The sequence below is a fragment of the Streptomyces venetus genome (assembly GCF_039540295.1).
Taxonomy (GTDB): domain Bacteria; phylum Actinomycetota; class Actinomycetes; order Streptomycetales; family Streptomycetaceae; genus Streptomyces; species Streptomyces venetus.
In genome coordinates this window covers 88,462-112,121 of sequence record NZ_BAABET010000012.1, presented here as the reverse complement: position 1 = coordinate 112,121, position 23,660 = coordinate 88,462, and the positions used below count along the sequence as shown (strand labels likewise).

Genomic DNA, 23,660 nt, shown 5'->3' with positions numbered 1-23,660 from the left:
CACGTTTCGCGTTCGGGCCGTCACCCAGCGGGCATGAACAGTTGTACGAAGAACTGAACCCGCGAGTACCCGGGGAGGAAGGAAGAGACGTGACCGAGGGGGCCGGCGTGCGTGCCGGGGAGCCGCCCGAGGACCTGACCGCGGCCGAGGCCGGTATGTGGCAGGCCTTCCGCAACGGCACGGTGTACGACCTGAGCAGCGGCGATCCCGTGGTGGACGATCCGCACGGCGGTCATCCGTGGGGCGAGGAGCGGGCCGTGCGGGCGCGGATCGTCTGCTGGCTGCTGCTGGACGGCCCGCCCGCCCTGGCCGGCCGGGTGTCCTCGCTGAAGCTGGTCGGCGTGCGGGTCAGCGGCTCGCTGGACCTCGCGGGCGGCACGGTGGTGCCCTACGTCGAGATGCGCCGGTGCCGGTTCGAGGAGGACGTGCTGGTGCCCGAGGCCCGCTTCACGACCCTGCGGATGGTGGACTGCTCGGTGCCGCGGCTGGAGGCGGCCCGGGTGCACACGGAGGGCGATCTGCATCTGCCGCGCTGCCGCTTCCACCGCGGCATCCGTCTCACCGACGCGCAGATCGGCACGGACCTGATGCTCAACCAGGCGGTGGTACAGCGGGACCGCAGCGGCCGGTCGGTCGCCGCGGACGGCATGACCGTCGGCCAGGACTTACAGGCCGAGCTGCTGGAATCGCACGGCGAGCTGAGCCTGCGCGCCGCCACCGTCGGTGTCTCGCTGAGCCTGCGCGGCGCCCGGCTGGCCAACCCGTACGCGCGGCTCGCGCTGAACGCCCCGCAGCTGACCGTCGAGCGCAGTCTGTACCTGACTCCGGCGGGGGTCGGCGCCCAGGCGATGAGCGGGATGACCCCGGCGCAGGGGACCCGGATCCAGCGGTTCGCGTGTGAGGGCGGGATCCGGCTGGACGACGGGCGGTTCGGCGACGCCGTCGACTTCGAGCAGGCCAGGTTCACCCTCACCGACGACCAGGAGCTGTCGCTGCGCCGGGTGCAGACGCCGGAGCTGCGCTTCCTCGGGGAGCATCCGGAGCGTGGGCGGGTGGTGCTGTCGGGGGCGAAGATCATCAACCTGATGGACCGGGCGGACGCCTGGCCGGGCCCGGGGCGGCTGCACATGGGCGGCTTCGCCTACGAGAACCTCGTGCCGCGCGGGCCGTTCCCGCTGGCCGAGCGGCTGGACTGGGTCGCGGCGGCGACCGCCGAGTACAACCCGGAGCCGTACGAGCGGCTGGCGGCCGTGCTGCGGGCCGGCGGTGAGGACGAGGACGCCCGCGAGGTGCTGCTCGCCAAGCAGCGCCGGCACCGCGAGAGCCTGCCGTTCGCCGCCAAGCTCTGGGGCTACGCCCAGGACTGGACGGTCGCCTACGGCTACCGGCCGGGCCGGGCCGCGGTGTGGATGGCGGTGCTGTGGGCGGCGGGCTCGTTGGCCTTCGCGCAGTCCGGGCATCCGCCGATGAAGCGGGGCGAGCATCCGGAGTGGAGCCCCGCGCTGTTCACCCTCGATCTGCTGCTGCCGGTCATCGACCTGGGCCAGGTGGGGTTCTGGCAGTTGCGCGGCGGCTGGCAGTGGCTGGCGACGGCGATGATCCTGCTGGGCTGGATCCTGGCGACGACGGTGGCGGCGGGGGCGACGCGGTTGCTGCGGCGCAACTGATGATCCCGGGGCCGCTCGCACGACTCATGATGCTCATGTGACCACAGTTGTTGAACTGTCACGGCTTTACCTTGTCTTGACCACACGGCGTACAACTTTCCGCGAGTTCCATGAACGTACTGGCGCCGCCCTGACCAGCGGACTTTCAATGGTCGACACCATGGCTCTGCAGCTGCCGTTCATCCGCCCGGGCCGGATGACAAGGACCTCCCCCCACCCCGTCCGCGGACCGTACGCCGACGACGAGGTGCTGCTCGACGCGCCCGACGCCCGGCTCAGTCCGGCACTGGTCGCCGCCGCCCGGGGCGACCACGGACCGGCGGCCGGGCTGCTCCACGCCACGCGCGCGGCGGCCGAGTGGGAGCGGCGCGACCGGTACGTGACCCGGCTGGCCGCCTTCGCCCGCTCGCGCCCCGAGTGGCTGGACGCCTGGCTCGCGACGGCCCCGAAGGACCCGGACGCGCTGCTGGTCGGGGCCCAGCTGGCGGTGGACCGCGCCTGGCAGTCCCCGGCGCGGGCCGAGGTGCTGCGCGAGGTCAGCCCGCTGATCACGACCGCGGCCCGGGGCGATCAGCGGGACCCGGTGCCGTGGCGGCTGGCGCTCGACCACGCCCTCGGCGCCCAGGCCGGGCACAAGTACTTCGAGGAGCTGTGGGCGGCCGCCGTCCGCCGTGCCCCGCACCACTACGGATGCCATGTGGCGGCGCTGCGCTACCTGGCCACCTACTGGCACGGCTCGCACCACGAGTGCTTCGACTTCGCCGACCGGGCCGCGCAGGACGCGCCCGCCGACGCGCTCGTCCAGGCCCTGCCGCTGTGGGCGGCCTTCGGCTACCTCACCGACGGCTGCGGGCCCGAGATCCCCCGCGAGCGGCTCGACACGGCCGCCGACCGGGCGATCGCGCTGTCCCCGCGGCTGCCGGCGGCCGACCCCTGGCCCGCCCGGATGCGGAACCTGCTCATCTTCGTCCTGGTGCGCCTGGAGCGCTGGGCGGACGCCCGGGAACAGCTGCGCGTGAACGGTCCGTACGCCACCTCGTTCCCGTGGGACCAGGTGTCGGACGACCCGCTCGGCCACTTCCTGCGAATCCGCGACGACATCCGGGCCGGGGCGGCCGGCCGGCCCTCCGGGCATCCACGGAGTGAACGGGGCGGACGAGTCCGCTCCGGCGACCATTAGGCTTCTGCGTCGTGACCACCGTCCGGCTCCCCCTCTTCCCCCTGAACTCCGTACTGTTCCCGGGGCTCGTGCTCCCGCTGAACGTCTTCGAGGAGCGGTATCGCGCCATGATGCGCGAGCTGCTGAAGACCCCGGAGGACGAGCCGCGCCGGTTCGCCGTCGTGGCGATCCGCGACGGCCACGAGGTGGCCCCGAGCGCGCCCGGCCTGCCCGACCCGACGGCCCTGCCCGAGCGGGGGCCCGCGGCCGGTTTCGGCACGGACCCGGCCAAGGCGTTCCACAAGGTCGGCTGCGTGGCCGACGCGGCGACGATCCGGGAGCGCACCGACGGCTCGTTCGAGGTGCTGGCGACCGGCACGACCCGGGTGCGGCTGCTCTCGGTCGAGGCGTCGGGCCCGTTCCTGACGGCCGAGCTGGAGACGCTGCCGGAGGAACCGGGCGACGAGGCCGCGCCGTTGGCCGAGGGGGTGCTGCGGTCCTTCCGCCAGTACCAGAAGCGGCTGGCGGGTGCGCGGGAACGGTCCCTGGCGACCGGCGCCGAGTTGCCCGACGAGCCGGGCGTGGTGTCGTACCTGGTGGCCGCGGCGATGATGCTGGACGTCCCGGCCAAGCAGCGCCTGCTCCAGGCGCCCGACACCGCCTCCCGGCTGCGCGACGAGCTGAAACTCCTTCGCTCCGAGACGGCCGTCATCCGTAGTCTGCCGTCGTTGCCGGCGTCGGAACTGACGCGCGGCCCGACGAGCCTCAACTGAAGCGGACCGGGATGGCCAAGAAGTCGAAGAAGCAGCAGGCGGGCGGCACCCCCGCGACGGTCGCGCTCACGGCGGCGGGCGTGGAGTTCACGGTCCACTCCTACGACCACGACCCCGCCCACCCCTCCTACGGCGAGGAGGCCGCCGAGGCGATGGGGGTCTCCCCGGACCGCGTGTTCAAGACCCTGGTCGCCGACGTCGACGGCACGCTGACGGTCGCGGTGGTCCCGGTCGCGGGCCAACTGGACCTGAAGGCCCTGGCAGCGGCGACCGGCGGCAAACGCGCGACGATGGCCGACCCGACCCTGGCGGAACGCACGACGGGCTATGTCAGGGGCGGCATCTCCCCGTTGGGCCAGCGCAAGCGGCTTCCCACGGTCCTCGACGCCTCGGCCACGTCCCACCCGACGATCTGCGTCTCGGCGGGCAGGAGGGGCCTGGAGGTGGAGCTGTCCCCCGAGGACCTCCAGAAGCTGACAGAAGCGGTTCTCGCGCCCATCGGACGTACTTAGCCTGCGGGCAGTCGTGCCGCTGGGGCGATGGGGGTTCCCCCTGCTCGAGCGAAGCCGAGAGCTTGGGGGAGGCACCCCGCTCCGCCGGGCTGCGCAACACCCCCGCCCCGGCACCAACGCCGAGTCCTACGAAGCAGGCGGCCCCTGATACGCCCCGTCCCCGAACTCCGGCTCCGGATCCCGAGGCCCGAACAACGCCGTCAACCCCAGATGAAACACCAGCGCGGCAAGCGGCCAGGCCAGCAACGCCCCCTTCGCCCCCAACTTCAACGGCGCCGAGAACGTCACCCCCTTGCCCACCTCCCTCGCACGCGCGACGACATCCTCGCCGGGCCCGAGCCACACCCCGACCCGCCAGGCCAGCAACGCCCCGAGCAGCCCACCGACGGCGAGCCCCACCACCAGCGGCACACCCCCGCGCCGCCGCAGCAGAAACACCACCAGGGCACTCACGACCCCGAAGCCCAGCGCGAGCAGCGTGAACGTCCCGTCGACGCCGATGGCCTGCTCCCCCTCGGTGTCCTTGAGGTAGACCACCCAGTCGCCGTTCACCACGGCACCGACCAGCGGCACGTGCGGCGCGAGCCACCACCACAGGACCCCGAGCAGCACCCCGCCGAGCGCCACGGCCACCGAGATCACGGCGGCCTCCCGCACTTCCGTCTTCATCCCGGGCCCGTCCTGTCCGTACCAGCCGTGCCCGGCGTACTCGGCGTGCTGGGACCCGGGAGCGTGCGCCTCCTGCGTCTGGGGCCCGTACGCCGCGGACTTGGCGTCCGGCGGCTGCCACGCGCCCTGCGCGGAACGTTCGTGCGGGGGCGGTGGCGGAGTCAGTGGTGCGGTCACCCTGCCATCGTGCCAGGCCCGGCTGTGCTCCGCGTCACCGGACGATCCCTCCCCGCTCACCGGACGGCCGCCCGGCGGTACGCCCAGGTCGCCACGGCCAGCGAGATCACGCCCACGGCCCCGCACACGGCGAGGTCACCGAGGACGAAGGCCCAGTCGGGATCCGGCCCGAACGTCCGGGCGAAGGCCTCGACGCCGTACGTCGACGGCAGCAGATCCCGCGTGAAGCGCACGACCTCCGGCATCCGGTCGGCCGGCAGCACGCCCAGCAGCAGCGCCGCGGACATGCCCAGCTGGCCGAGCAGGGTGGCCAGCTCCGGCCGGGGCGCGAGCAGCCCCAGCGCCGCCCCCAGGCCGGCGAGCGCGGCGCCCGCGAGCGGGATCACGGCCACGAGGATCCACAGATGGGCCAGCGGCAGCCCGAAGAGCACACAGCCGAACATCGCGGTCACGACGGTCCCCGGCACGGTGAACGAGGCGTACGCGCCCGCCGCGCCCAGCACCACCGCAGCCGGCGGCACCGGCAGGGTCGCGTAGTGGTCGAGTCCGCCGCTGGCCCGCAGCTGCCCGAAGTACTGCGCGAGGAGGTTCAGCGCGACGAAGGCGACCACCAGGACCGACGAGCCGGCGACGACCGCCTGCGCCTCGGCGCCGTCGTCCACGACCCCGCGCATCAGGATCATGATCCCGATCGACTGGAAGGTCGCCACGAACAGCAGCGGGATCCGCGCGACCCGCGCCCGGGACAGCTGCGCCCGGTACACGGCCGCCAGCGACGGCCACAACCGCGCGCGAGGTCCGAGCTCGGCCGCGCGCGCGGCGGGCTCCTCAGCGGCCAGGGCACTGCCCGGCAGGACATCGGCGGGTACGACACTCACGTCGCGCTGTTTCCCTTCGCTCGGTCCACTGCGGCAGTCGCCCTGTTCGGTACGGACGCGGCGGCCCGCGCACTCAAGGCCTCGATGCTTCTCACGCCTTCACCAGCCCCTGCCGCGCGGCACCGCCCAGGGCCAGGTACACGTCCTCCAGGCTCGGCGTGGCCAGCGTGAAGTCGTCCAGGGCGGCGAAGGCGGCCCCTCCGGTGACGGTGGCGACCACCGCCCGGGCCTCGTCGGGCCCGAGCCGGAGCGTCCAGCGACGGCCCGCCTCCACGACGCGGTCCCGCAGCGCGGCCACCTCGGGGACGTGCAGCGGTGCCGCGTCGCGCCACACCAGGTCCACCCGCACCTCGCCGGCGACCTGTTCCTTGAGCCCGCCCGGCGTGTCGCAGGCGATCACCCGCCCCCGGTCCAGCACGGCCACCCGGTCCAGCACGGTCTCGGCCTCGATGACGTTGTGGGTGACGAGCAGCACGGTCGTGCCGCGCTCGGCCCGCCGCCGGTCGACCGCCGACCAGACGGCCCGCCGCGCCACCGGGTCCATGCCGGTGGTGGGCTCGTCGAGCACGAGCAGCGGCCGCTCCCCCACGAGCGCCGCGGCGAAGCACGCCAGGCGCCGCTGGCCCCCGGAGAGCTTCTTCAGCGGACGCCCGGCGAGCGACGCGAGCCCCAGTTCGTCGAGTACGTCGTCCCGCTCGGCCCGCGCCTGCCGTACGTCCAGGCCGCGCAGCCGACCGGTGGTCTCGGCGGCCAGTGACACGGTCAGCTCGTCGAGGGCGGTCGACTCCTGACCGAGGTAGGCGAGGATCCGCGCGGCCCGCTCCGGATGGCGCACGATGTCGTGCCCGAGGATCTCCACGCTGCCGGTGTCGGGCCGCATCAGCCCGGTGAGCTGGCGTACGAGGGTGGACTTGCCGGCGCCGTTCGGCCCGAGCAGGCCGAAGATCTCGCCGCGCCGGATGTCCAGCGTCACGTCGTCCGTGGCCCGGACCTCGGGGGTGCCGGGCGCGCCGCGCCGGCCCCGGACCGCCGGATAGGTCTTGGTCAGCCCGCGCACCGCGCACACGACGTCACCGTCGTGCCGAAATGCCTGTGCCGCGCGCTTACTCACAAGGGACGAGACTACGGGGTCGGGCGCCCCGGTCCGCTCCCGGGTCGGTCCGGGGCGGGAAATCCGTCGGCGAGAACGTCAGTCGCCGACGGGTGCGTGCTCCACGCCCGTGCGCACGCTGATCTCCTTCCAGAATCCGCCCCGGATGGCGTAGCGGTCCCGTTCGTCGATCTGGTCGTCCTTGTGGGCGAGCAGGCCGAAACGGGCGGCGTAGCGCAGCAGCTCCCCGTCCACGCGGTGCGGGATGCGCGGGTACATGCCGGACAGCTTCTGCAGGTGGGTCTGGTCGCCGAGGCGTTCCACCCAGCGCCGGGCGAAGACCTGCCCGACCTCGTAGGGGTCGCCGCCGACCGTGGTGATGTCCTCCTCGCGGTCGGCCCAGCGCTGCTCGGCCGTGGTCAGCTGGGCGAGCGTCGGCATCGAGGCGGCCTCGGGGGGCTCGGCCGTGGGCCGGTCGACCCAGCCTTTGTCGGAGGACCAGCGGAGGGTTGCGGAGGCGGGGTGCTGGGCGGGCTGGACGCCGGGGCCACGCAGGGCGGCCAGGTCCTTGGGCGTGGGAACCCCTTTGGCGGCGGGCAGCCGCTCCTCCGTGCCGTCCTGCCCGGTGCCGGCCGCCGGGTGCGGGGGCTGCGGCGCGGGCCGCTCGGCCGCGGCGGCGAGGGCGGAGTCGGGCAGCGGCGCGGAGAGGATCGCGGCGATCTCGGGGCGGGGCACGGGCTGCGGGGCGCACACCCCGTTGTACTCCTTGGCGCGGACCGCCTTGGTGATCCACGCACGGTCCAGCACGCGCCGTTCGTCGGCCTCGGCGACCAGGTCCTCCGACTGGTTGTAGTCGCCGTCGGCGGCCTGGACGGCCCACAGGTGGACGGCGACGCCGTGCTCCTTGGCGGCCATCATGCCGGGCAGCAGGTCGCCGTCGCCGGTGACGAGGACGACGTCGGAGCAGGCGCGGTTGCGGGCCAGTTCGGTGAGTTCGGCGTGCATGGCGGCGTCCACGCCCTTCTGCGCCCAGCGGCCGTCGCTGCGGGTCAGCGCGCCGAGCCGGACGGTGACCCGGGGCATCACGCGCAGCCTGCGGTGCTCGGGTTGCGGGACGCGGTCGGGGGCGCCGTCGAACCAGTAGATACGCAGCAGTGGCTGCTGCGTGTCCGACTCGGCGCGTTCGCGCAGCCCCTGGATGAGGGCGGCGTGGTCGACGGTGATCCGGGAGCGGGAGGGTTCCCCGGCGAGGAGACTCGCCGCGGCTCCCAGCAGATACCCGGCGTCCACCAGGACGATGCAGCGGTCCACGCGACTCACCCTCTTCCCAGGAGGTTTGTTTCGGGCTTGCTTCGAGTCTGCCCGACGGCGCGGAGGTTAACGGCCGGAACTCGATCTTCGGCGTGGCGTTTCGGAGGTTCCCGCAGCGACCGCCCCTGTCACGCACGGTAATTGTCCGACATGCGATCGTTGTCGGCCTGTGTGAATCTGGTCCCGGCCCTGGCCCCTAGATCCCCCACAGGAGGCATCACCATGGCCAAGAACAAGAACCGTGACCGTAAGCAGCAGCGTCCGACCGAGCGCGGACAGCGGGCGGACCGCCGTCCCGCGGCGGAGGCGGAGCCCCAGCCCGAGGCCGAGATGACCCCCGGCGACGTGGCCTCCCACAAGCGGAAGCGCAGCTTCGGCCACAACTGACATCTGTGGGACGGTCGTTGAGACCCCCGCACATGCGTGAGGGGCGTACCCCGGTACCGGGTACGCCCCTCAGGCGCGTCGAGAGCTCTCCGGCTCCCTGTCCAGGAGCCCCTGGAGCCCCTGGAGCCCTGGAGTCCTGGAGCCCTGCGTCAGCCCGCCAGGCAGGACGGCCCGAGCAGCACCTTCAGGTCGCCGAAGAGCGCCGGGTCGGGCTTCACCCGGTGCCGGTCCAGACGCAGCACGGTCGTCTTGGTGGGTCCCTGGAGCTTGATCCGGACCTCGCTGTCGCCCTTGTGGTGACTGAGGACCTCGCCCAGGCGGCTGACCAGCGGCGGTGTGACCCGGGTGGCGGGGATGGTGAGGATCACGGGCGCGTTGGTGCCCGCGTTCGACAGGTCCGGCACCATCAGCTCCATCGCGACGAGCCGCGGGATGTCCTCACGCTTGTCGAGGCGGCCCTTGACGAACACCACCGCGTCCTCGACGAGTTGGGTCGAGACGAGCTGGTAGGTCGCGGGGAAGAACATGCACTCGATCGAGCCGGCGAGATCCTCGACGGTGGCGATGGCCCAGGCGTTGCCCTGTTTGGTCATCTTGCGCTGGAGGCCGGAGATGATGCCGCCGATGGTCACCACGGAGCCGTCGGAGTAGTCGCCTCCGGTCAGCTGGGAGATGCCCGCGTCGGCCTTGTCGGACAGGATGTGCTCCAGGCCGAACAGCGGGTGGTCGGAGACGTACAGACCGAGCATCTCCCGCTCCTGGGCGAGCAGATAGGTCTTGTCCCACTCGTCGGGGGAGAACTCCACGTCGAGTCCGAAGCCCGGCTCGCTGCTCTCGTCCTCGCCCATGCCGCCGAAGAGGTCGAACTGCCCCTCGGCCTCCTTGCGCTTGACCGCGACCACGTTGTCGATCATGGGTTCGTAGTGCGCGGTCAGGCCCTTGCGGGTGTGGCCCATGGCGTCGAAGGCGCCGGCCTTGATCAGCGATTCGGTGGTGCGCTTGTTGCAGACCACCGCCTCCACCTTGTCGAGGTAGTCCGGGAAGGAGACGTACTTCCCCTTGGCCTTGCGGCACCTGATGATCGACTCGACGACGTTCGTACCGACGTTGCGGACGGCGGAGAGGCCGAAGAGGATCACGTCGTCGCCCTGGGCGGCGAAGTTGGACATCGACTCGTTGACGTCCGGCGGGAGCACCTTGATGCCCATGCGGCGGCACTCGTTGAGGTAGACGGCCGACTTGTCCTTGTCGTCCTTCACCGAGGTCAGAAGCGCGGCCATGTACTCGGCGGGGTGGTTCGCCTTGAGGTAGGCCGTCCAGTACGAGACGAGTCCGTACGCCGCGGAGTGCGCCTTGTTGAAGGCGTAGCCGGCGAAGGGGACCAGCACGTCCCAGAGGGCCTGGATGGCCTCGTCGCTGTAACCCTTCTTGCGGGCGCCCTCCTGGAAGAGGACGAAGTTCTTCGCCAGTTCCTCGGGCTTCTTCTTGCCCATGACGCGGCGGAGGATGTCGGCCTCGCCGAGCGAGTAGCCGGCGATGATCTGGGCGGCCTTCTGCACCTGCTCCTGGTAGACGATCAGGCCGTAGGTGACGTCCAGGACCTCCCTGAGGGGCTCTTCGAGCTCCTTGTGGATCGGCGTGATCTCCTGCTGGCCGTTCTTGCGGAGGGCGTAGTTGGTGTGCGAGTTCATGCCCATCGGGCCCGGGCGGTACAGGGCCGACACGGCGGAGATGTCTTCGAAGTTGTCCGGCTTCATCAGCCGGAGCAGGGACCGCATGGGACCGCCGTCGAACTGGAAGACGCCGAGGGTGTCGCCGCGCTGGAGCAGTTCGAAGGTCGTGGGGTCGTCGAGCGGGAGGCTCAGGAGATCGATGTCGATCCCCTTGTTGGACTTCACCATCTTGACGGCGTCGTCCATGATCGTCAGGTTGCGCAGACCCAGGAAGTCCATCTTCAGCAGGCCGAGCGACTCGCAGCTCGGGTAGTCCCACTGGGTGATGGTGACGTTGTCCGTGTGCCTGACCCAGACGGGCACGTGGTCGGTGATGGTCTCGCTGGACATGATCACGCCGGCGGCGTGCACACCCATCTGCCGGACCAGGCCCTCGACGCCCTTGGCGGTGTCGATGACCTTCTTCACGTCGGGCTCGTTCTCGTACATCCCCCGGATCTCGCCCGCCTCCGAGTAGCGGGGGTGCTCGGGGTTGGTGATGCCGTCGAGGTTGATGCCCTTGCCGAGGACGTCGGCGGGCATGGCCTTGGTGAGGCGGTCGCCCATCGCGTAGGGGTAGCCCAGTACGCGCGCGGAGTCCTTGATCGCGTTCTTGGCCTTGATGGTGCCGTACGTGCCGATCATGGCGACCTTGTCGGCGCCGTACTTCTCCGTCACGTACCGGATCACCTCGACGCGCCGGCGCTCGTCGAAGTCGATGTCGACATCGGGCATGGAGATGCGCTCGGGGTTGAGGAACCGCTCGAAGATCAGGCCGTGCGGGATGGGGTCGAGGTCGGTGATGCCGAGGGCGTAGGCGACGATCGAGCCGGCCGCGGAGCCTCGGCCGGGGCCGACCGCGATGCCCTGCTTCTTGGCCCACATGATGAAGTCGGCGACCACGAGGAAGTAGCCCGGGAAGCCCATCGAGATGATGGTGTCCATCTCGTACTCGACCTGCTTCATGCGGTCGTCCGGGATGCCGTCCGGGAAGCGGCGGTGCATGCCGCGCATGGTCTCCTCGCGGAACCAGCTGACCTCGGTGTACCCCTCGGGGATGTCGAACTTGGGCATGAGGTCGCGCTTCTGGAACATGCCCGTGGTGTCGACCATCTCGGCGATCAGCCGGGTGTTGGCGCAGCCCTCCTGCCAGGCGTCCGAGGAGTCGATGGCGTACATCTCCTCCGTGGACTTCAGGTAGTAGCCGGTGCCGTCGAACCTGAAGCGGTCGGGGTCGGAGAGGTTCTTGCCGGTCTGGATGCACAGCAGGGCGTCGTGGGCGGACGCCTCGTGCGCGTACGTGTAGTGCGAGTCGTTGGTGACCAGCGGGGGGATGCCGAGCTTCTTGCTGATCTCCAGCAGACCGTCACGGACCCGGCGCTCGATCTCGATGCCGTGGTCCATCAGCTCCAGGAAGTAGCGGTCCTTGCCGAAGATGTCCTGGTAGTCGGCGGCGGCCTTCAGGGCCTCGTCGAAGTGGCCGAGGCGCAGCCGGGTCTGAACCTCGCCGGAGGGGCAGCCGGTGGAGGCGACGATCCCCTCGGACCACTGGGCGATGGTCTCCTTGTCCATCCGGGGCCACTTCTGGAGCCAGCCCTCGGCGTACGCGTCGGAGGACAGCCGGAAGAGGTTGTGCAGGCCGGTACTGTTCACCGCCCACATCGTCTTGTGGGTGTAACCACCGGAACCCGAGACGTCGTCCCGCTTCTGGTGCGGCTGGCCCCACTGGATCTTGCGCTTGTTGCGGCGGGACTCGGGCGCCACGTACGCCTCGATCCCGATGATCGGGGTGACCCCGGCCTTCTGCGCGGAGTGGAAGAAGTCGTAGGCCCCGTGGAGGTTGCCGTGGTCGGACATGGCGATGTGCGACATGCCCATCTCGTTGCACGCGTTGAACATGTCCTTCAGCCGCGCGGCACCGTCCAGCAGCGAGTACTGGGTGTGGACGTGCAGGTGCGTGAACGGCGGCTTTGACACGGCTGCGGCCTCCAGGAAAAACATACGACCAATGGGGTCCGACAGGCTGCGGACAGTCTGGGGGACAGCGTCGAAGTCTATGCCCCGGCACTGACACTCGGGGGGCTGCCCCGCGTACCTTCGTGCGAGGGTCGCGGGCACTCCCGCGGACCACCGCACGTTAGGCGGAGGACGGACCTGCCGTCCCCAGACGTATGCACCAGGAGGCACCCAGCGATGTCGTTCCCGCAGCTCGACGACGAGCACCGCGGTGAGGAGATCCTCGCCGTCTTCGACACCGCCTTCGGCGAGCTCCTGGCCGCCGACCCGGCCGCGTTCCGCGTGAAGTTCCGGAAGATGGCGGCCTCGGCCTTCGCCTTCTACCGGGGCACGGCGTGCCTCTTCTACCACGACCTGGCTGCGAACGATTCCGTCGGGTCGAAGCGGGGCGGTCCCTACCTGGACGAGCGCACCTCGCGCGTGTGGATCCACGGCGACCTGCACGCGGAGAACTTCGGCACGTACATGGACGCCAACGGCCGCCTGATCTTCAACGTCAACGACTTCGACGAGGCCTACGTCGGCCCCTTCACCTGGGACCTCAAGCGCTTCGCCGCGTCCATCGCCCTGATCGGGTACGCGAAGGCGCTCAGCGACGAGCAGATCTCCGAGCTGGTGCGGATCTACGCGATCGCCTACCGCGAGCGGATCCATGCCCTGGCCACCGGTGCCAAGAGCGACGAGGTGCCGCCGTTCACGCTGGACACCGCGCAGGGCCCGCTGCTGGACGCGCTGCGTGACGCCCGCTCGCTGACCCGGTTCGGCCTGCTGGACTCGATGACGGAGATCCGTGACTTCGAGCGCCGTTTCGCACCGGGCGGCGGCTCGGTGGAGCTGGACGCGGCCACCCGCTACAAGGTGCTCGCCGCCTTCGACGGCTACCTGGAGACCCTGCCGGACAGCTCGCTGGCCCGCCCGGACTCCTACCGCGTGAAGGACGTCGTGGGCCGCCGCGGCATCGGCATCGGCTCGGCGGGGCTGCCGTCGTACAACATCCTCCTCGAGGGCCACAGCGACGCCCTGGAGAACGATGTCGTGATCTACATCAAGCAGGCCCAGACCCCGGCGGTCTCCCGGCACATCACGGACCGGGCGATCCGCGACTACTTCCAGCACGAGGGGCACCGCACGGTCATCTCCCAGCGCGCCCTCCAGGCGCACGCCGACCCGTGGCTGGGCTGGACCGAGCTGGACGGCGCGGGCCAGCTGGTCGCCGAGATCTCGCCGTACGCGGTGGATCTCGACTGGGGCGACATCGACGAGGCGGAGGAGATCGCCCAGGTGGTGGCCGACCTCGGCCGGGCCACGGCCACGATGCACTCGGCGGCGGACGACCAGTCCGGGGAGTCCCTGGTGCCGTTCTCCACGGAGCGGGCCATCGACGCGGCGATCGCGGCCGACGAGGAGGGCTTCGCGCCGCTGCTGGTCGACTTCGCGCACGGCTACGGCGCACGCGCGCGTGCCGACCACCGGACCTTCGTGGACCTGTTCCGCAACGGAAGGATTCCGGGTCTGTAGGTGGCTTTGGCCGTCCGCGCCCTCACAGGCATCCTTTAAGGGTCCCTTACCGGTCTCCGTGACAGACTCTCCTTTCGCTATGGACATATCCGGGATCCAGCTCAGAGCCGTGCGCGCGGCGCTGTTCACGGCCGTGGTCGTGACGCTCAGCACCGCGTCGCACGTCCTGCTGTCCCAGGCCCCGCTGCCGGTGGGCACGGTGGCCGCGGTCGCCACCGCCGTGTTCGTGATCGCGTACGCCCTGGCGGGCCGCGAGCGCTCCTTCGGGCGGATCGCGGCCCTGCTGATCCCGCTGGAACTGGCCGCCGACACGGTGTTCACCACGGGGCAGCACGCCTGTTACGGCCGGGCGGGCGGCCCGGTGGCCGGCCCGCTGCGGTCGGTCGGCCTGGACGTGCTGTGCGGGGGCGGCGAGGTCGGCACGCCGCTGGCCAGGATGGCCGGGGCCACCGGCACGGACCGGCTCGCGGCCGCGGTCGCGCACGCCGACCCGGGCACCGCCTGGCTGCTGCTCGGCGCGCACGTCGGCGTCGGCCTCGTCGCCGCCGTCTGGCTGCGCCGCGGCGAGCGGGCGCTGGCCCAGCTGCTGCGGGCGGTCACGGCGACGACGTTCCGGCCGCTGCTGCTGGCGGTCGCCGCGGTGGCGGTACGGCGGGCCCCCGCCGGGCGCCGGCTGCCGTCGCGGGCCGCGGATCGCACGTCGACCGCCCGCGACCTGGTCCTCGCGTACTCCCTGGGACGGCGTGGACCGCCGTGCTCGCCCGCCTTCGCCTGAGGCACCCGCCCTCACGCACGGCACTTCCGAGCACGAGCAGTCCCCCTTACGTATTCCGCACACGACGTGTGCGCGTCCCCTTACGGAGAACATCACCATGAGCAAGCGGAACAGCCAGGCGGCGAAGACGGCGGCCCGCGAGCGGCTGCGCGCCGAGCGCGAGCGCGAGGCCAAGCGGGCGAAGGCCAAGCGGCAGATCGTCGTCGCCTGCTCCATCGTCGGTGTCCTGGCGATAGCCGGCGGCATCGGTTACGCGGTCGTCCAGGCCAACAAGCCCACGCACTGGGAGGCGGTGAAGGACGAGAAGGTCGTCACCCCCGCCAACACCACCGGCACCGACGGCACCACGGTCGTCATCGGCAAGGACTCGGCCAAGAAGACCCTGAAGATCTACGAGGACCCGCGCTGCCCCGTCTGCGCCCAGTTCGAGCAGACCGTCGGCTCGACCGTGAAGAAGGACATCGACGACGGCAAGTTCAAGATGCAGTTCGTCGGCGCCACGTTCATCGACAACAAGGACAACGGCGAGGGCTCCAAGAACGCCCTGAGCGCCCTGGGCGCCGCGCTGAACGTGAGCGACCAGGCGTTCCTCGACTACAAGGCCGCGCTGTACTCGGCGAAGTACCACCCGGACGAGACGACCGACAAGTTCAAGGACGACAGCTACCTGATCAAGGTCGCGAACACCGTCCCGGAGCTGAAGGGCAACAAGAAGTTCCAGGACGCGGTCGAGAAGGGCACCTACGACGCCTGGGCGATGGCCATGTCGAAGACCTTCGACGACAACAAGGACGGGGTGAAGGGCACCCCGGGCTTCGTCATGGACGGCAAGCAGCTCACGGCCGACAGCCAGGGCACGCCGCTGATGACGGTGGCCGACTTCAACCGGGTCGTGGGCGAGGCCCTCAAGAAGTAGTGACGGCGGGTCAGGGACCCACCACCGCGTGAAGAGCGGGCGAACTTTCCGAGTTCGCCCGCTCTGGTGCATACCGATCAGTAACCTGATCGGTCGTGACCAGTCGACACAGATCATCGAAGACGTCAGAGGGCCTCAACTCCCTCACCCCGCGCCGCCGTACGGTCGTCAAGGCCGCGGCGGCGACCGCTGTCCTGGCCGGACCGCTGGCGGCGACCCTGCCCGCGCGCGCCGCCGGCCAGGCCCCCGCCTTCCTGCACGGCGTCGCCTCCGGTGACCCGCTGCCGGACGGCATCCTGCTGTGGACCCGTGTGACGCCCGTCCCGGAGGCCATACCGGGCTCCGGGCTCGGCCCGGACACCGAGGTGAGCTGGGTCGTCGCCGAGGACAAGGCGTTCACCACGGTCGTCGCCAAGGGGTCCACCACCGCGACCGCCGCCTCCGACCACACCGTGAAGGCCGACATCCGCGGGCTGCGGCCTGCCACCGACTACTGGTTCCGCTTCTCCGCCGGTGGTACCGACTCCCCCGCCGCCCGCACCCGCACCGCCCCGGCGGCCGACGTGGCCGTCACCAACCTCCGCTTCGGCGTGGTCTCCTGCGCCAACTGGGAGGCCGGCTGGTTCTCCCCGTACCGCCATCTCGCGGGCCGCGGCGACCTGGACGCCTGGCTGCACCTCGGCGACTACATCTACGAGTACGGCACCGGCGAGTACGCCACCCGCGGCACGGTCGTACGCCCGCACGCCCCGGCGCACGAGATCGTCACGCTCGCCGACTACCGCGTCCGGCACGCGCGGTACAAGACCGACCCGGACCTCCAGGCACTGCACGCGACGGCCCCGGTCGTGGCGATCTGGGACGACCACGAGTTCGCCAACGACACCTGGTCGGGCGGCGCCGAGAACCACACCGAGGGCGCGGAGGGCGCCTGGTCCGCCCGTCAGGCCGCGGCCAAGCAGGCCTACTTCGAGTGGATGCCGGTACGCCCGGCACTCGCGGGCACCACCTACCGCCGGCTGCGCTTCGGCAAGCTGGCCGACCTCTCACTGCTGGACCTGCGGTCCTTCCGCTCCCAGCAGGTGAAGGTCGGCAACGGCGAGGTCGACGACCCGGACCGCACACTCACCGGCCGCGCCCAGCTCGACTGGCTCAAGTCGGGCCTGAAGGCCTCCGACACGACCTGGCGCCTGGTCGGCAACTCGGTGATGATCTCGCCGTTCGCCATCGGCTCGCTCTCCGCCCACCTGCTGAAGCCCCTCGCCAAGCTGCTCGGCCTGCCGCAGGAGGGACTCGCCCTCAACACCGACCAGTGGGACGGCTACACCGACGACCGCCGCGAGATCCTCGCCCATCTGCGTGCGAACGCGATCCGCAACACCGTCTTCCTCACCGGCGACATCCACATGGCGTGGGCCAACGACGTGCCGGTGGACGCCGGCACCTATCCGCTGTCGCCGTCGGCCGCCACGGAGTTCGTCGTCACCTCGGTCACCTCGGACAACCTCGACGACCTCGTCAAGGTCCCCGAAGGCACGGTCTCGGCCGTCGCCTCACCCGCCATCCGCGCCGCCAACCGCCATGTCCACTGGGTCGACACCGACCGCCACGGCTACGGCGTCCTGGACATCACGGCCGAGCGCGCGCAGATGGACTACTACGTCGTCTCCGACCGCACGAAACGCGACGCCACGGCCGCGTGGGCCCGCTCGTACCGCACGCGCAGCGGCACGCAGAAGGTGGAGCGCGTCTACGACCCCGTGTGAGCCGCCGTCTACGAAAAAGGAGATCGAAGTCGACAACCTGCCGGGGGTCGCTTACGTCTTTCTCTGTAGTTGACGACGCGTCAGCGTTCCGACACTCATCCGAGAGGAGCCTCATGGCGACCCCCCAAGGCGTCTTGAAGAAGTCCGCGGTCATCATGGCCGCCCTGGCCATAGCCGGCGGCACCGCCTCTGCCGCCCAGGCGAAGGACTCGGCCGCCGCGGCACCGGCCTACGTCACCCTGTCCGTGCTGAGCCCGGGCGGTGCCCCTGTCTACGCGGAGCCCTCCTCCTCGTCGCATCGGTACCGCGTGGACCGGGCGGGCACCAAGGAGCGCATCCAGTGCTCGACCACGAAGACCCCCTCCGGGAACATGTGGTTCCGGATCTATGACTCGCACCCGGTGGGCTGGGTGTGGTCCGGGCACTTCGCCTCGCAGGTCCACCCGCCCAAGGAGTGCTTCCCCGGTTAGCGGAGCCGAGGTCGGCTACAGGCTGTCGAGGAAGCCGAGCGCCACCCGCCAGGTGGCCTCGGCGGCCTCCTCGTCGTAGTCGGGCAGGTCGGGGTCGGTGTAGAGGTGACCGGCCCCGGCGTACCGGTACACCTCCACGTCGGCGCCGGTGCGGCCCATCTGGAGGTACCAGGCGCTCAGCCAGTCGTCCGTCTCGAAGGGGTCCGGCTCCGCCACGTGCAGCTGGACCGGCAGGTCCTCCGCGGTGACGCCCGGCGCGATGTCCGACGTGCCGTGCAGGAGCAGCAGGCCGCGCGCCTTCTCGTCGCCGAGGGCGAGGGTCTGTGCGATGGAGGCGCCGAGCGAGAACCCCGCGTACACCAGCCCGCGCTCCGAGTAGGGCGCGGCGGCCAGCACGGCCCGCTTCAGCAGCTCGTCCTTGCCGATCTTCTCGTTGTGCTCCATCCCCTCCTCGACCGTGTCGAACGTACGCCCGTCGAAGAGGTCGGGGGTCCACACCTCGTGTCCGGCCGCTCGCAGTCTGTCAGCGGCCTGGCGCACCGCGGGCCGCAGCCCCTGCGTCGAGTGAAAGAGCATGATGTTCATGAGGCCATGGTGCCAGCGGGGTGTGACAACCCGGCTCGGCGGCACTACCCAGGGCGCCGCAGAAGTCACATGTTCATGCACCCCGGGAGCCGGTTAGGTTCGGGGGCATGGAAAACCTGCTACGACCGCTGATCGTGGTCGGTGGCTCGGTCGTGCTCACGCTAGTGATCGGCTGGGCCAGCGACTTCCTGCTGCGCAAGGCCGACGAACGGCACCACGAGACCCCGCTGTGGGGGCTGCTGCGCCGTGGCCGCATCCCTTACCAGCTCGTCCTCCTGGCGGCCCTGCTGAGAGGGTCGTACGACGAGGCTCAGCTGCTGGAGGCGCGCCGCGAGGGCATCGGCCAGGCGCTGACCCTGGTGCTGATCGGGTCGACCGCGTGGCTGGTGATCCGTATCGCGGCTGCGATCGTCGAGACGTCGTACAGCCGGTACGCCAGTGCCAGGGCCCACCGCGACCCGGCCAGGGTCCGCCGGGTGCGCACCCAGGTGACACTGATCATGCGGGTGGTGTCCGCGGTCGTCGGCGTGGTGGCCGCGGCGAGCATGCTGCTGACGTTCCCTGCCTTCCGGGCGGCGGGTGCCTCGCTGCTGGCTTCGGCCGGCATCCTCGGCATCGTCGCCGGTGTCGCCGCCCAGTCCACGCTCAGCAACATGTTCGCGGGGTTCCAGATCGCCTTCGGCGACATGGTGCGCATGGGGGACACCGTGGTGGTGGACGGGGAATGGGGGACGGTCGAGGAGATCACCCTGACGTTCCTGACGGTCAACACCTGGGACGAGCGCCGGATCACGATGCCGGTCTCGTACTTCACGTCCAAGCCGTTCGAGAACTGGTCGCGCGGCACCCCGCAGATGACCGGCACCGTCTTCTGGCACCTCGACCACACGGCCCCCGTCGAGGCGATGCGCGACAAGCTCCGCGACATCCTGCGGGAGTGCCCGGCCTGGGACGGCCGCGCCTACAACCTGACCGTCACGGACACCACCCCGAACACCATGCAGGTGCGGGCCCTGGTGACCGCGAAGGACGCCGACGACATATGGACCGTACGGGTCACGGTCCGCGAGCAGATGGTCCGCTGGCTGGCCGACGAGCATCCGTACGCCCTGCCCCGGGTGAACACGGCGGACGCGGTCCTGCCGCCCTCCCCGGACGGCCACCGCCCGTCCCCGGACGGCGTGCCGCACCAGCAGCGGCGCTACCACAGCTCGGGACGCACGGAACGCTGAGGACGGAGCGACGAGGACGGCTGCCCGTGACGCGGGCGGCCGTCCTCTTGTGTGGGCGGCCGTCCTCTGGCATGGGGGGCCGTCCTCGCACGGGTCAGTGACCGCGCTCGGCTCCGCCGTTGACCTGGATGATCTGCGAGGTGATGTGCCCGGCGGCCGGGGAGGCGAGCCAGTGCAGGGTCCCGGCGACGTCCCCGGGGGTGCCGGCCCGCCCCGTCGAGGTCTCGCCGACCAGCCGTGCCCGGCGCTCCTCGTCCATCGCGTCTCCGAAGAACTCGGTGTCCTCGATGTAGCCGGGCGCGACCACGTTCACCGTGATGCCGCGTGGTCCCAGTTCGCGGGCGAGATCGTGGGCGTAGGGGTGCAGACCGGCCTTGGCCGCCGCGTAGGCCCCGCTCCCGGAACCTCGGTAGGCGGCGATGGAGCCGAGGAACAGCACGCGCCCGCCGGGTTCGGCGAGCCGCGGCTTCAGTGCCTCGGTGAGGAGGACGGCGGTCAGGGTGTTGAGCCGGAAGTTCACGGTCCAGGTATGGGCGACGGCCGCGAGGGGGTCGTCGTTCCCGGGATCCGGTTCCAGCAGCCCGCTGCCCCCGGCGCTGTGCACGAGCACGTCCACGGCCCCGAACTCCCGCTCCACGAAGGAGGCGACATCGCGCACGTCCTCCGGCTCGGTGAGATCGGCCCCATACGTCAGGGCCCCGGGCACCGCGGCCTTCTCCAGCACCTCGGGCCGCCGCCCGAGCAGCAACACCCGGTCCCCGTCCTCGGCGAACATCCGAGCCGCCGCGAGCCCGATCCCCGTACCTCCACCACTGATCACTACATTCCGTGCCATACCGACGACCTTACGGCCCGTCAGCCGCCGACGGCCAACCGTCCCCCAGCCGAACCCCGGCCTCTCGAGGCAGCGTCACGGGCGGCGCGCGGCCGGCCGGCTCACTTCAGACTGCGCACGTCGAGATGGCGCAGCACCCGATCGACGACCTCCGGATCCGCCCCGGGCTCGCTCCGCGCCGCCAGCACCTCGTGCCGCGCCGCGCTCAGCATCTCCTGCTGGATCCGCCGGACCCGCTTCACCCGCCGCGCCCGCTCCCGGTACGCCTCCCGGCGTTCGTCCTCGGCCAGCTCGGGACTGATCCGCACCCCGATGTCGAAGGCCCGCCGCAGCATCTGCTCGGACAGCTCCTCCGGCAGCTCCTCGGTCTCCTCGATCTCCCGGAGCCGGTGTTTCGCCGCCTTGGACGCCCGGACGGCCAGCTCCTTCGCCATCTCCTTCTCGTGATCGGTGTCGGCCTTCACGCCGAGCCGGCGCACCAGCCACGGCAGTGTCAGCCCCTGTAGCACCAGCGTCGCCATGATCACCCCGAACGCGATGAAGATGATCTCGTCCCGGCTGGGAAACGGCGCCCCCGCGTCCGTCTCCAGCGGAATGGCCAGCACCAGCGCCACCGAGGCCACCCCGCGCATCCCCGACCACCACATCACCACGGTCTCGCGCCAGCTCACCGGGATGTCCTCGTCGTAGTCCCGCCGCGCGTGCAGCCGTTTGGTGAGCCAGGTCGCCGGCAGCAGCCACAGCAGCCGGACGAGTACGACGACGACCACCACCACCGCCGCCCATCCGAGTAGCTCGCCCCATCGGCCGGTCGCGGTGCGGATGGCGTTGTGCAGCTCCAGGCCGACCAACCCGAACGCGACACCGGTGACGAGCGTGTCGACGATGTTCCAGAACGTGTGCCCCGCCAGCCGCGTCATGACGTCGTCGGCGTCGGCCCCGTGCTCCGCGAGGAACAGCGCGGTGGTGAGCACCGCGAGCACCCCGGACCCGTGCAGTTCCTCGGCCATGACGTACGAGGCGTAGGGCACCAGCAGGGTCAGCCCGATCTGGAGCGTGGCGTCCCCGAGCAGTTCCATCAGCTTGTTCGCGCCCCAGCCCAGCGCGATGCCCACGGCCACCGCCACCACGGCCGACAGCACCAGATCGAGCCCCGCCCTCCAGGGCGAGAACGTCCCGCTGACGGCGGCGGCGATCGCCACGTGGTAGAGGACGATGGCCGTCACGTCGTTGAAGAGCCCCTCACCCTCCAGGATCGACACCAGCCGGCGCGGCAGCCCCAGCTGCCCGGCGACAGCGGTCGCCGCGACCGGGTCGGGCGGTGCCACCAGCGCGCCGAGGGCAAACGCCGCGGCGAGCGGCAGGCCCGGCACGATCGCGTCGGCCACGGCGGCCACACAGGCCATGGTGACGAACACCAGTGCCACGGCGAGCAGGAAGATCGGCCTCTTGTTCGCCGTGAACTGCCGCCACGAGGTGCGCCGCACGGCCGCGTACAACAGCGGCGGCAGCAGCAGCGGCAGGATCAGGTCCGGCGGAATCTCGACGTTCGGCACGAACGGCAGCAGCGCGAGGACTATCCCCAGGAGCGTCATCAGCACCGGCGCCGGCACGTTGAACCGGTCCCCCACGGGCACACTGATCACGGCCCCGAGCAGCAGCACGAACAGCAGGGCCAACTGATCCACGGTCAGCACTCCGGGAGGTCAAATGGTCACACGACTGACCTCAAGCCTGCCACGCAACTCCCGGGGCAAACCGTCTCGGCACCCGTCACGCGGGGCTAGAGCGAACGCCGCATCCCCTGGTGCGGAATGCCCGCCTCCATGTACTCGGGCCCGTACGGCTCGTAACCGAGCCGCTCGTAGAAGCCGAGCGCGTGCGTCTGCGCGTGCAGGTCCACGGCCACAAGCCCGCGCGCGCGGGCCGCCTCCTCGATGGCCCGCACCAGGGCGACACCGACACCGAGCCCGCGTGCGTGGCCGGACACGGCCAGCCGGCCGAGGGAGCCCACGGACGGGTCGGCCCCGGTCTGCGCCACGGCCGCCTCCCCGTGCAGCAGCCGCCCGGTCCCGAGCGGCACACCGTCCTCCCGGACGGCCAGCACATGGACGGCCCCGGCGTCGTACGCGTCGTACTCGATCTCTTCCGGCACGCCCTGCTCGCCGACGAAGACCTCCTTGCGCACGGCGAAACACGCCTCACGGTCGGCCGGATCCTCGGCGACCCGCACCCCGTACGACGGCGAGGGCGTGCTGCTCATCCGTACGTCTCCTCCCGGACCTGGTCCAGGGCCTTCTGCAGGTCGGCCGGATAGTCGCTGGCGAACTCCACCCACTGCCCGTCACCCGGGTGCTCGAAGCCGAGCCGCACCGCGTGCAGCCACTGACGGGTGAGATGGAGCCGCTTGGCGAGCGTCGGATCGGCTCCGTAGGTGAGGTCCCCGACACAGGGGTGCCGGTGGGCGGCCATGTGGACGCGGATCTGGTGGGTGCGGCCGGTCTCCAGCTTCACGTCGAGCAGGGAGGCCGCACGGAACGCCTCGATGAGGTCGTAGTGCGTGACGGACGGCTTGCCGTCGGCGGTGACCGCCCACTTGTAGTCGTGCTGCGGGTGCCGGCCGATCGGCGCGTCGATGGTGCCGCTGGTGGGGTCGGGGTGGCCCTGGACGAGCGTGTGGTACCGCTTGTCGACCGTGCGCTCCTTGAACTGGCGCTTCAGCGACGTGTACGCGTACTCCGACTTGGCCACCACCATCAGCCCCGACGTGCCCACGTCCAGCCGGTGCACGATCCCCTGACGCTCGGCGGCGCCCGACGTCGAGATCCGGTACCCGGCGGCGGCGAGGCCGCCGATGACGGTCGGTCCGTTCCAGCCCGGCGACGGGTGCGCGGCCACGCCGACCGGCTTGGCGATCACGACCACGTCATCGTCGTCGTGCACGATCTCCATGCCCTCGACCGGCTCGGCCACCACCTGCACCGGCGCGGGCGCCTGCGGCATCTCGACCTCCAGCCAGGCGCCGCCGTGCACACGCTCCGACTTGCCGACCACCGATCCGTCGACCGAGACCTTCCCGGCGGCGGCGAGCTCGGCCGCCTTGGTCCGGGAGAAGCCGAACATGCGGGAGATGACGGCGTCGACGCGCTCGCCCTCCAGGCCGTCGGGCACGGGCAGGGTTCGGATCTCGGGAATCGTGCTCACCCGTCGAG

General features: G+C 71.1%; 21 protein-coding genes. 11 read left to right on the top strand and 10 right to left on the bottom strand.

From position 1 onward, the window contains the following. Window positions 1–89 precede the first annotated feature (89 nt). The 4 genes from ABEA82_RS32725 to ybaK all read left to right on the top strand — a co-directional run bounded on the left by ABEA82_RS32725 (window position 90) and on the right by ybaK (window position 4,111). A complete protein-coding gene (locus ABEA82_RS32725; RefSeq protein WP_345665346.1) occupies window positions 90–1,667 on the top strand; it encodes an oxidoreductase in 1,578 nt (525 codons plus the stop codon). A gap of 148 nt (window positions 1,668–1,815) precedes the next feature. Beyond that, window positions 1,816–2,847: a hypothetical protein gene (locus ABEA82_RS32720; RefSeq protein WP_345665345.1), complete on the top strand. Its 1,032-nt coding sequence runs from the start codon at window positions 1,816–1,818 to the stop codon at window positions 2,845–2,847. An 11-nt stretch (window positions 2,848–2,858) separates the two neighbouring features. Further along, window positions 2,859–3,599 carry an LON peptidase substrate-binding domain-containing protein gene (locus tag ABEA82_RS32715; RefSeq protein WP_345665344.1) on the top strand — a complete coding sequence of 247 codons (741 nt, stop codon included), beginning with the start codon at window positions 2,859–2,861 and terminating at the stop codon, window positions 3,597–3,599. A gap of 11 nt (window positions 3,600–3,610) precedes the next feature. Beyond that, entirely contained in the window at window positions 3,611–4,111 is a 501-nt protein-coding gene (gene ybaK / locus ABEA82_RS32710) for a Cys-tRNA(Pro) deacylase (RefSeq protein WP_345665343.1), read from the top strand. Window positions 4,112–4,237: 126 nt separating this feature from the next. Here the strand turns inward: ybaK and ABEA82_RS32705 are convergent, their stop codons facing one another. From ABEA82_RS32705 to ABEA82_RS32690, 4 genes are all read right to left on the bottom strand, one after another. Continuing rightward, entirely contained in the window at window positions 4,238–4,957 is a 720-nt protein-coding gene (locus ABEA82_RS32705; RefSeq protein ID WP_345665342.1) for an AAA family ATPase, read from the bottom strand. Window positions 4,958–5,013: 56 nt separating this feature from the next. Then, window positions 5,014–5,835: an ABC transporter permease gene (locus tag ABEA82_RS32700; RefSeq protein WP_345665341.1), complete on the bottom strand. Its 822-nt coding sequence runs from the start codon at window positions 5,833–5,835 to the stop codon at window positions 5,014–5,016. Between the two features lie 91 nt (window positions 5,836–5,926). Then, a complete protein-coding gene (locus tag ABEA82_RS32695; RefSeq protein ID WP_345665515.1) occupies window positions 5,927–6,901 on the bottom strand; it encodes an ABC transporter ATP-binding protein in 975 nt (324 codons plus the stop codon). A 123-nt stretch (window positions 6,902–7,024) separates the two neighbouring features. Next, window positions 7,025–8,236: an NYN domain-containing protein gene (locus ABEA82_RS32690; RefSeq protein ID WP_345665340.1), complete on the bottom strand. Its 1,212-nt coding sequence runs from the start codon at window positions 8,234–8,236 to the stop codon at window positions 7,025–7,027. Between the two features lie 222 nt (window positions 8,237–8,458). Here ABEA82_RS32690 and ABEA82_RS32685 point away from each other — a divergent pair, with 222 nt between their 5' ends. After that, a complete protein-coding gene (locus ABEA82_RS32685) occupies window positions 8,459–8,623 on the top strand; it encodes a hypothetical protein (RefSeq protein ID WP_345665339.1) in 165 nt (54 codons plus the stop codon). Between the two features lie 149 nt (window positions 8,624–8,772). Here the strand turns inward: ABEA82_RS32685 and dnaE are convergent, their stop codons facing one another. Next, window positions 8,773–12,312 (bottom strand): DNA polymerase III subunit alpha, encoded by a 3,540-nt coding sequence (dnaE, locus tag ABEA82_RS32680; protein ID WP_345665338.1) that lies wholly within the window; start codon window positions 12,310–12,312, stop codon window positions 8,773–8,775. Between the two features lie 216 nt (window positions 12,313–12,528). Between dnaE and ABEA82_RS32675 the strand changes: the two genes are divergently transcribed. The 5 genes from ABEA82_RS32675 (at window position 12,529) to ABEA82_RS32655 (ending at window position 17,796) form a co-directional block, all read left to right on the top strand. Then, entirely contained in the window at window positions 12,529–13,869 is a 1,341-nt protein-coding gene (locus ABEA82_RS32675) for a DUF2252 domain-containing protein (protein WP_345665337.1), read from the top strand. 79 nt (window positions 13,870–13,948) lie between these two features. After that, on the top strand, window positions 13,949–14,644 hold the full coding sequence (locus tag ABEA82_RS32670) for a hypothetical protein (protein ID WP_345665336.1): 696 nt from the start codon (window positions 13,949–13,951) through the stop codon (window positions 14,642–14,644). A 97-nt stretch (window positions 14,645–14,741) separates the two neighbouring features. Continuing rightward, window positions 14,742–15,560, top strand: coding sequence for a thioredoxin domain-containing protein (locus ABEA82_RS32665; RefSeq protein ID WP_345665335.1), 819 nt, complete (start codon window positions 14,742–14,744; stop codon window positions 15,558–15,560). Window positions 15,561–15,655: 95 nt separating this feature from the next. Then, on the top strand, window positions 15,656–17,326 hold the full coding sequence (locus ABEA82_RS32660) for an alkaline phosphatase D family protein (protein ID WP_345665334.1): 1,671 nt from the start codon (window positions 15,656–15,658) through the stop codon (window positions 17,324–17,326). A 113-nt stretch (window positions 17,327–17,439) separates the two neighbouring features. Then, the gene (locus ABEA82_RS32655) at window positions 17,440–17,796 is read left to right on the top strand and encodes a hypothetical protein (protein WP_345665333.1); all 357 of its coding nucleotides are present in this window, start codon (window positions 17,440–17,442) and stop codon (window positions 17,794–17,796) included. 15 nt (window positions 17,797–17,811) lie between these two features. Here ABEA82_RS32655 and ABEA82_RS32650 read toward each other — a convergent pair whose 3' ends face one another. Continuing rightward, on the bottom strand, window positions 17,812–18,426 hold the full coding sequence (locus ABEA82_RS32650; RefSeq protein ID WP_345665514.1) for a dienelactone hydrolase family protein: 615 nt from the start codon (window positions 18,424–18,426) through the stop codon (window positions 17,812–17,814). A gap of 62 nt (window positions 18,427–18,488) precedes the next feature. Between ABEA82_RS32650 and ABEA82_RS32645 the strand changes: the two genes are divergently transcribed. Beyond that, window positions 18,489–19,613, top strand: a complete 1,125-nt coding sequence (locus tag ABEA82_RS32645; protein ID WP_345665332.1) for a mechanosensitive ion channel family protein — start codon at window positions 18,489–18,491, stop codon at window positions 19,611–19,613. Window positions 19,614–19,707: 94 nt separating this feature from the next. On the opposite strand, the gene ABEA82_RS32640 is transcribed toward ABEA82_RS32645, so the two are convergent. The 4 genes from ABEA82_RS32640 to ABEA82_RS32625 all read right to left on the bottom strand — a co-directional run bounded on the left by ABEA82_RS32640 (window position 19,708) and on the right by ABEA82_RS32625 (window position 23,652). Then, window positions 19,708–20,448 carry an SDR family NAD(P)-dependent oxidoreductase gene (locus tag ABEA82_RS32640; RefSeq protein ID WP_345665331.1) on the bottom strand — a complete coding sequence of 247 codons (741 nt, stop codon included), beginning with the start codon at window positions 20,446–20,448 and terminating at the stop codon, window positions 19,708–19,710. Between the two features lie 101 nt (window positions 20,449–20,549). Continuing rightward, window positions 20,550–22,136, bottom strand: coding sequence for a Na+/H+ antiporter (locus tag ABEA82_RS32635; protein WP_345665330.1), 1,587 nt, complete (start codon window positions 22,134–22,136; stop codon window positions 20,550–20,552). A gap of 95 nt (window positions 22,137–22,231) precedes the next feature. Further along, entirely contained in the window at window positions 22,232–22,711 is a 480-nt protein-coding gene (locus ABEA82_RS32630; protein ID WP_345665329.1) for a GNAT family N-acetyltransferase, read from the bottom strand. Continuing rightward, a complete protein-coding gene (locus ABEA82_RS32625) occupies window positions 22,708–23,652 on the bottom strand; it encodes an RluA family pseudouridine synthase (protein WP_345665328.1) in 945 nt (314 codons plus the stop codon). The genes ABEA82_RS32630 and ABEA82_RS32625 overlap by 4 nt, the downstream gene beginning before the upstream one ends. Window positions 23,653–23,660: the final 8 nt, after the last annotated feature.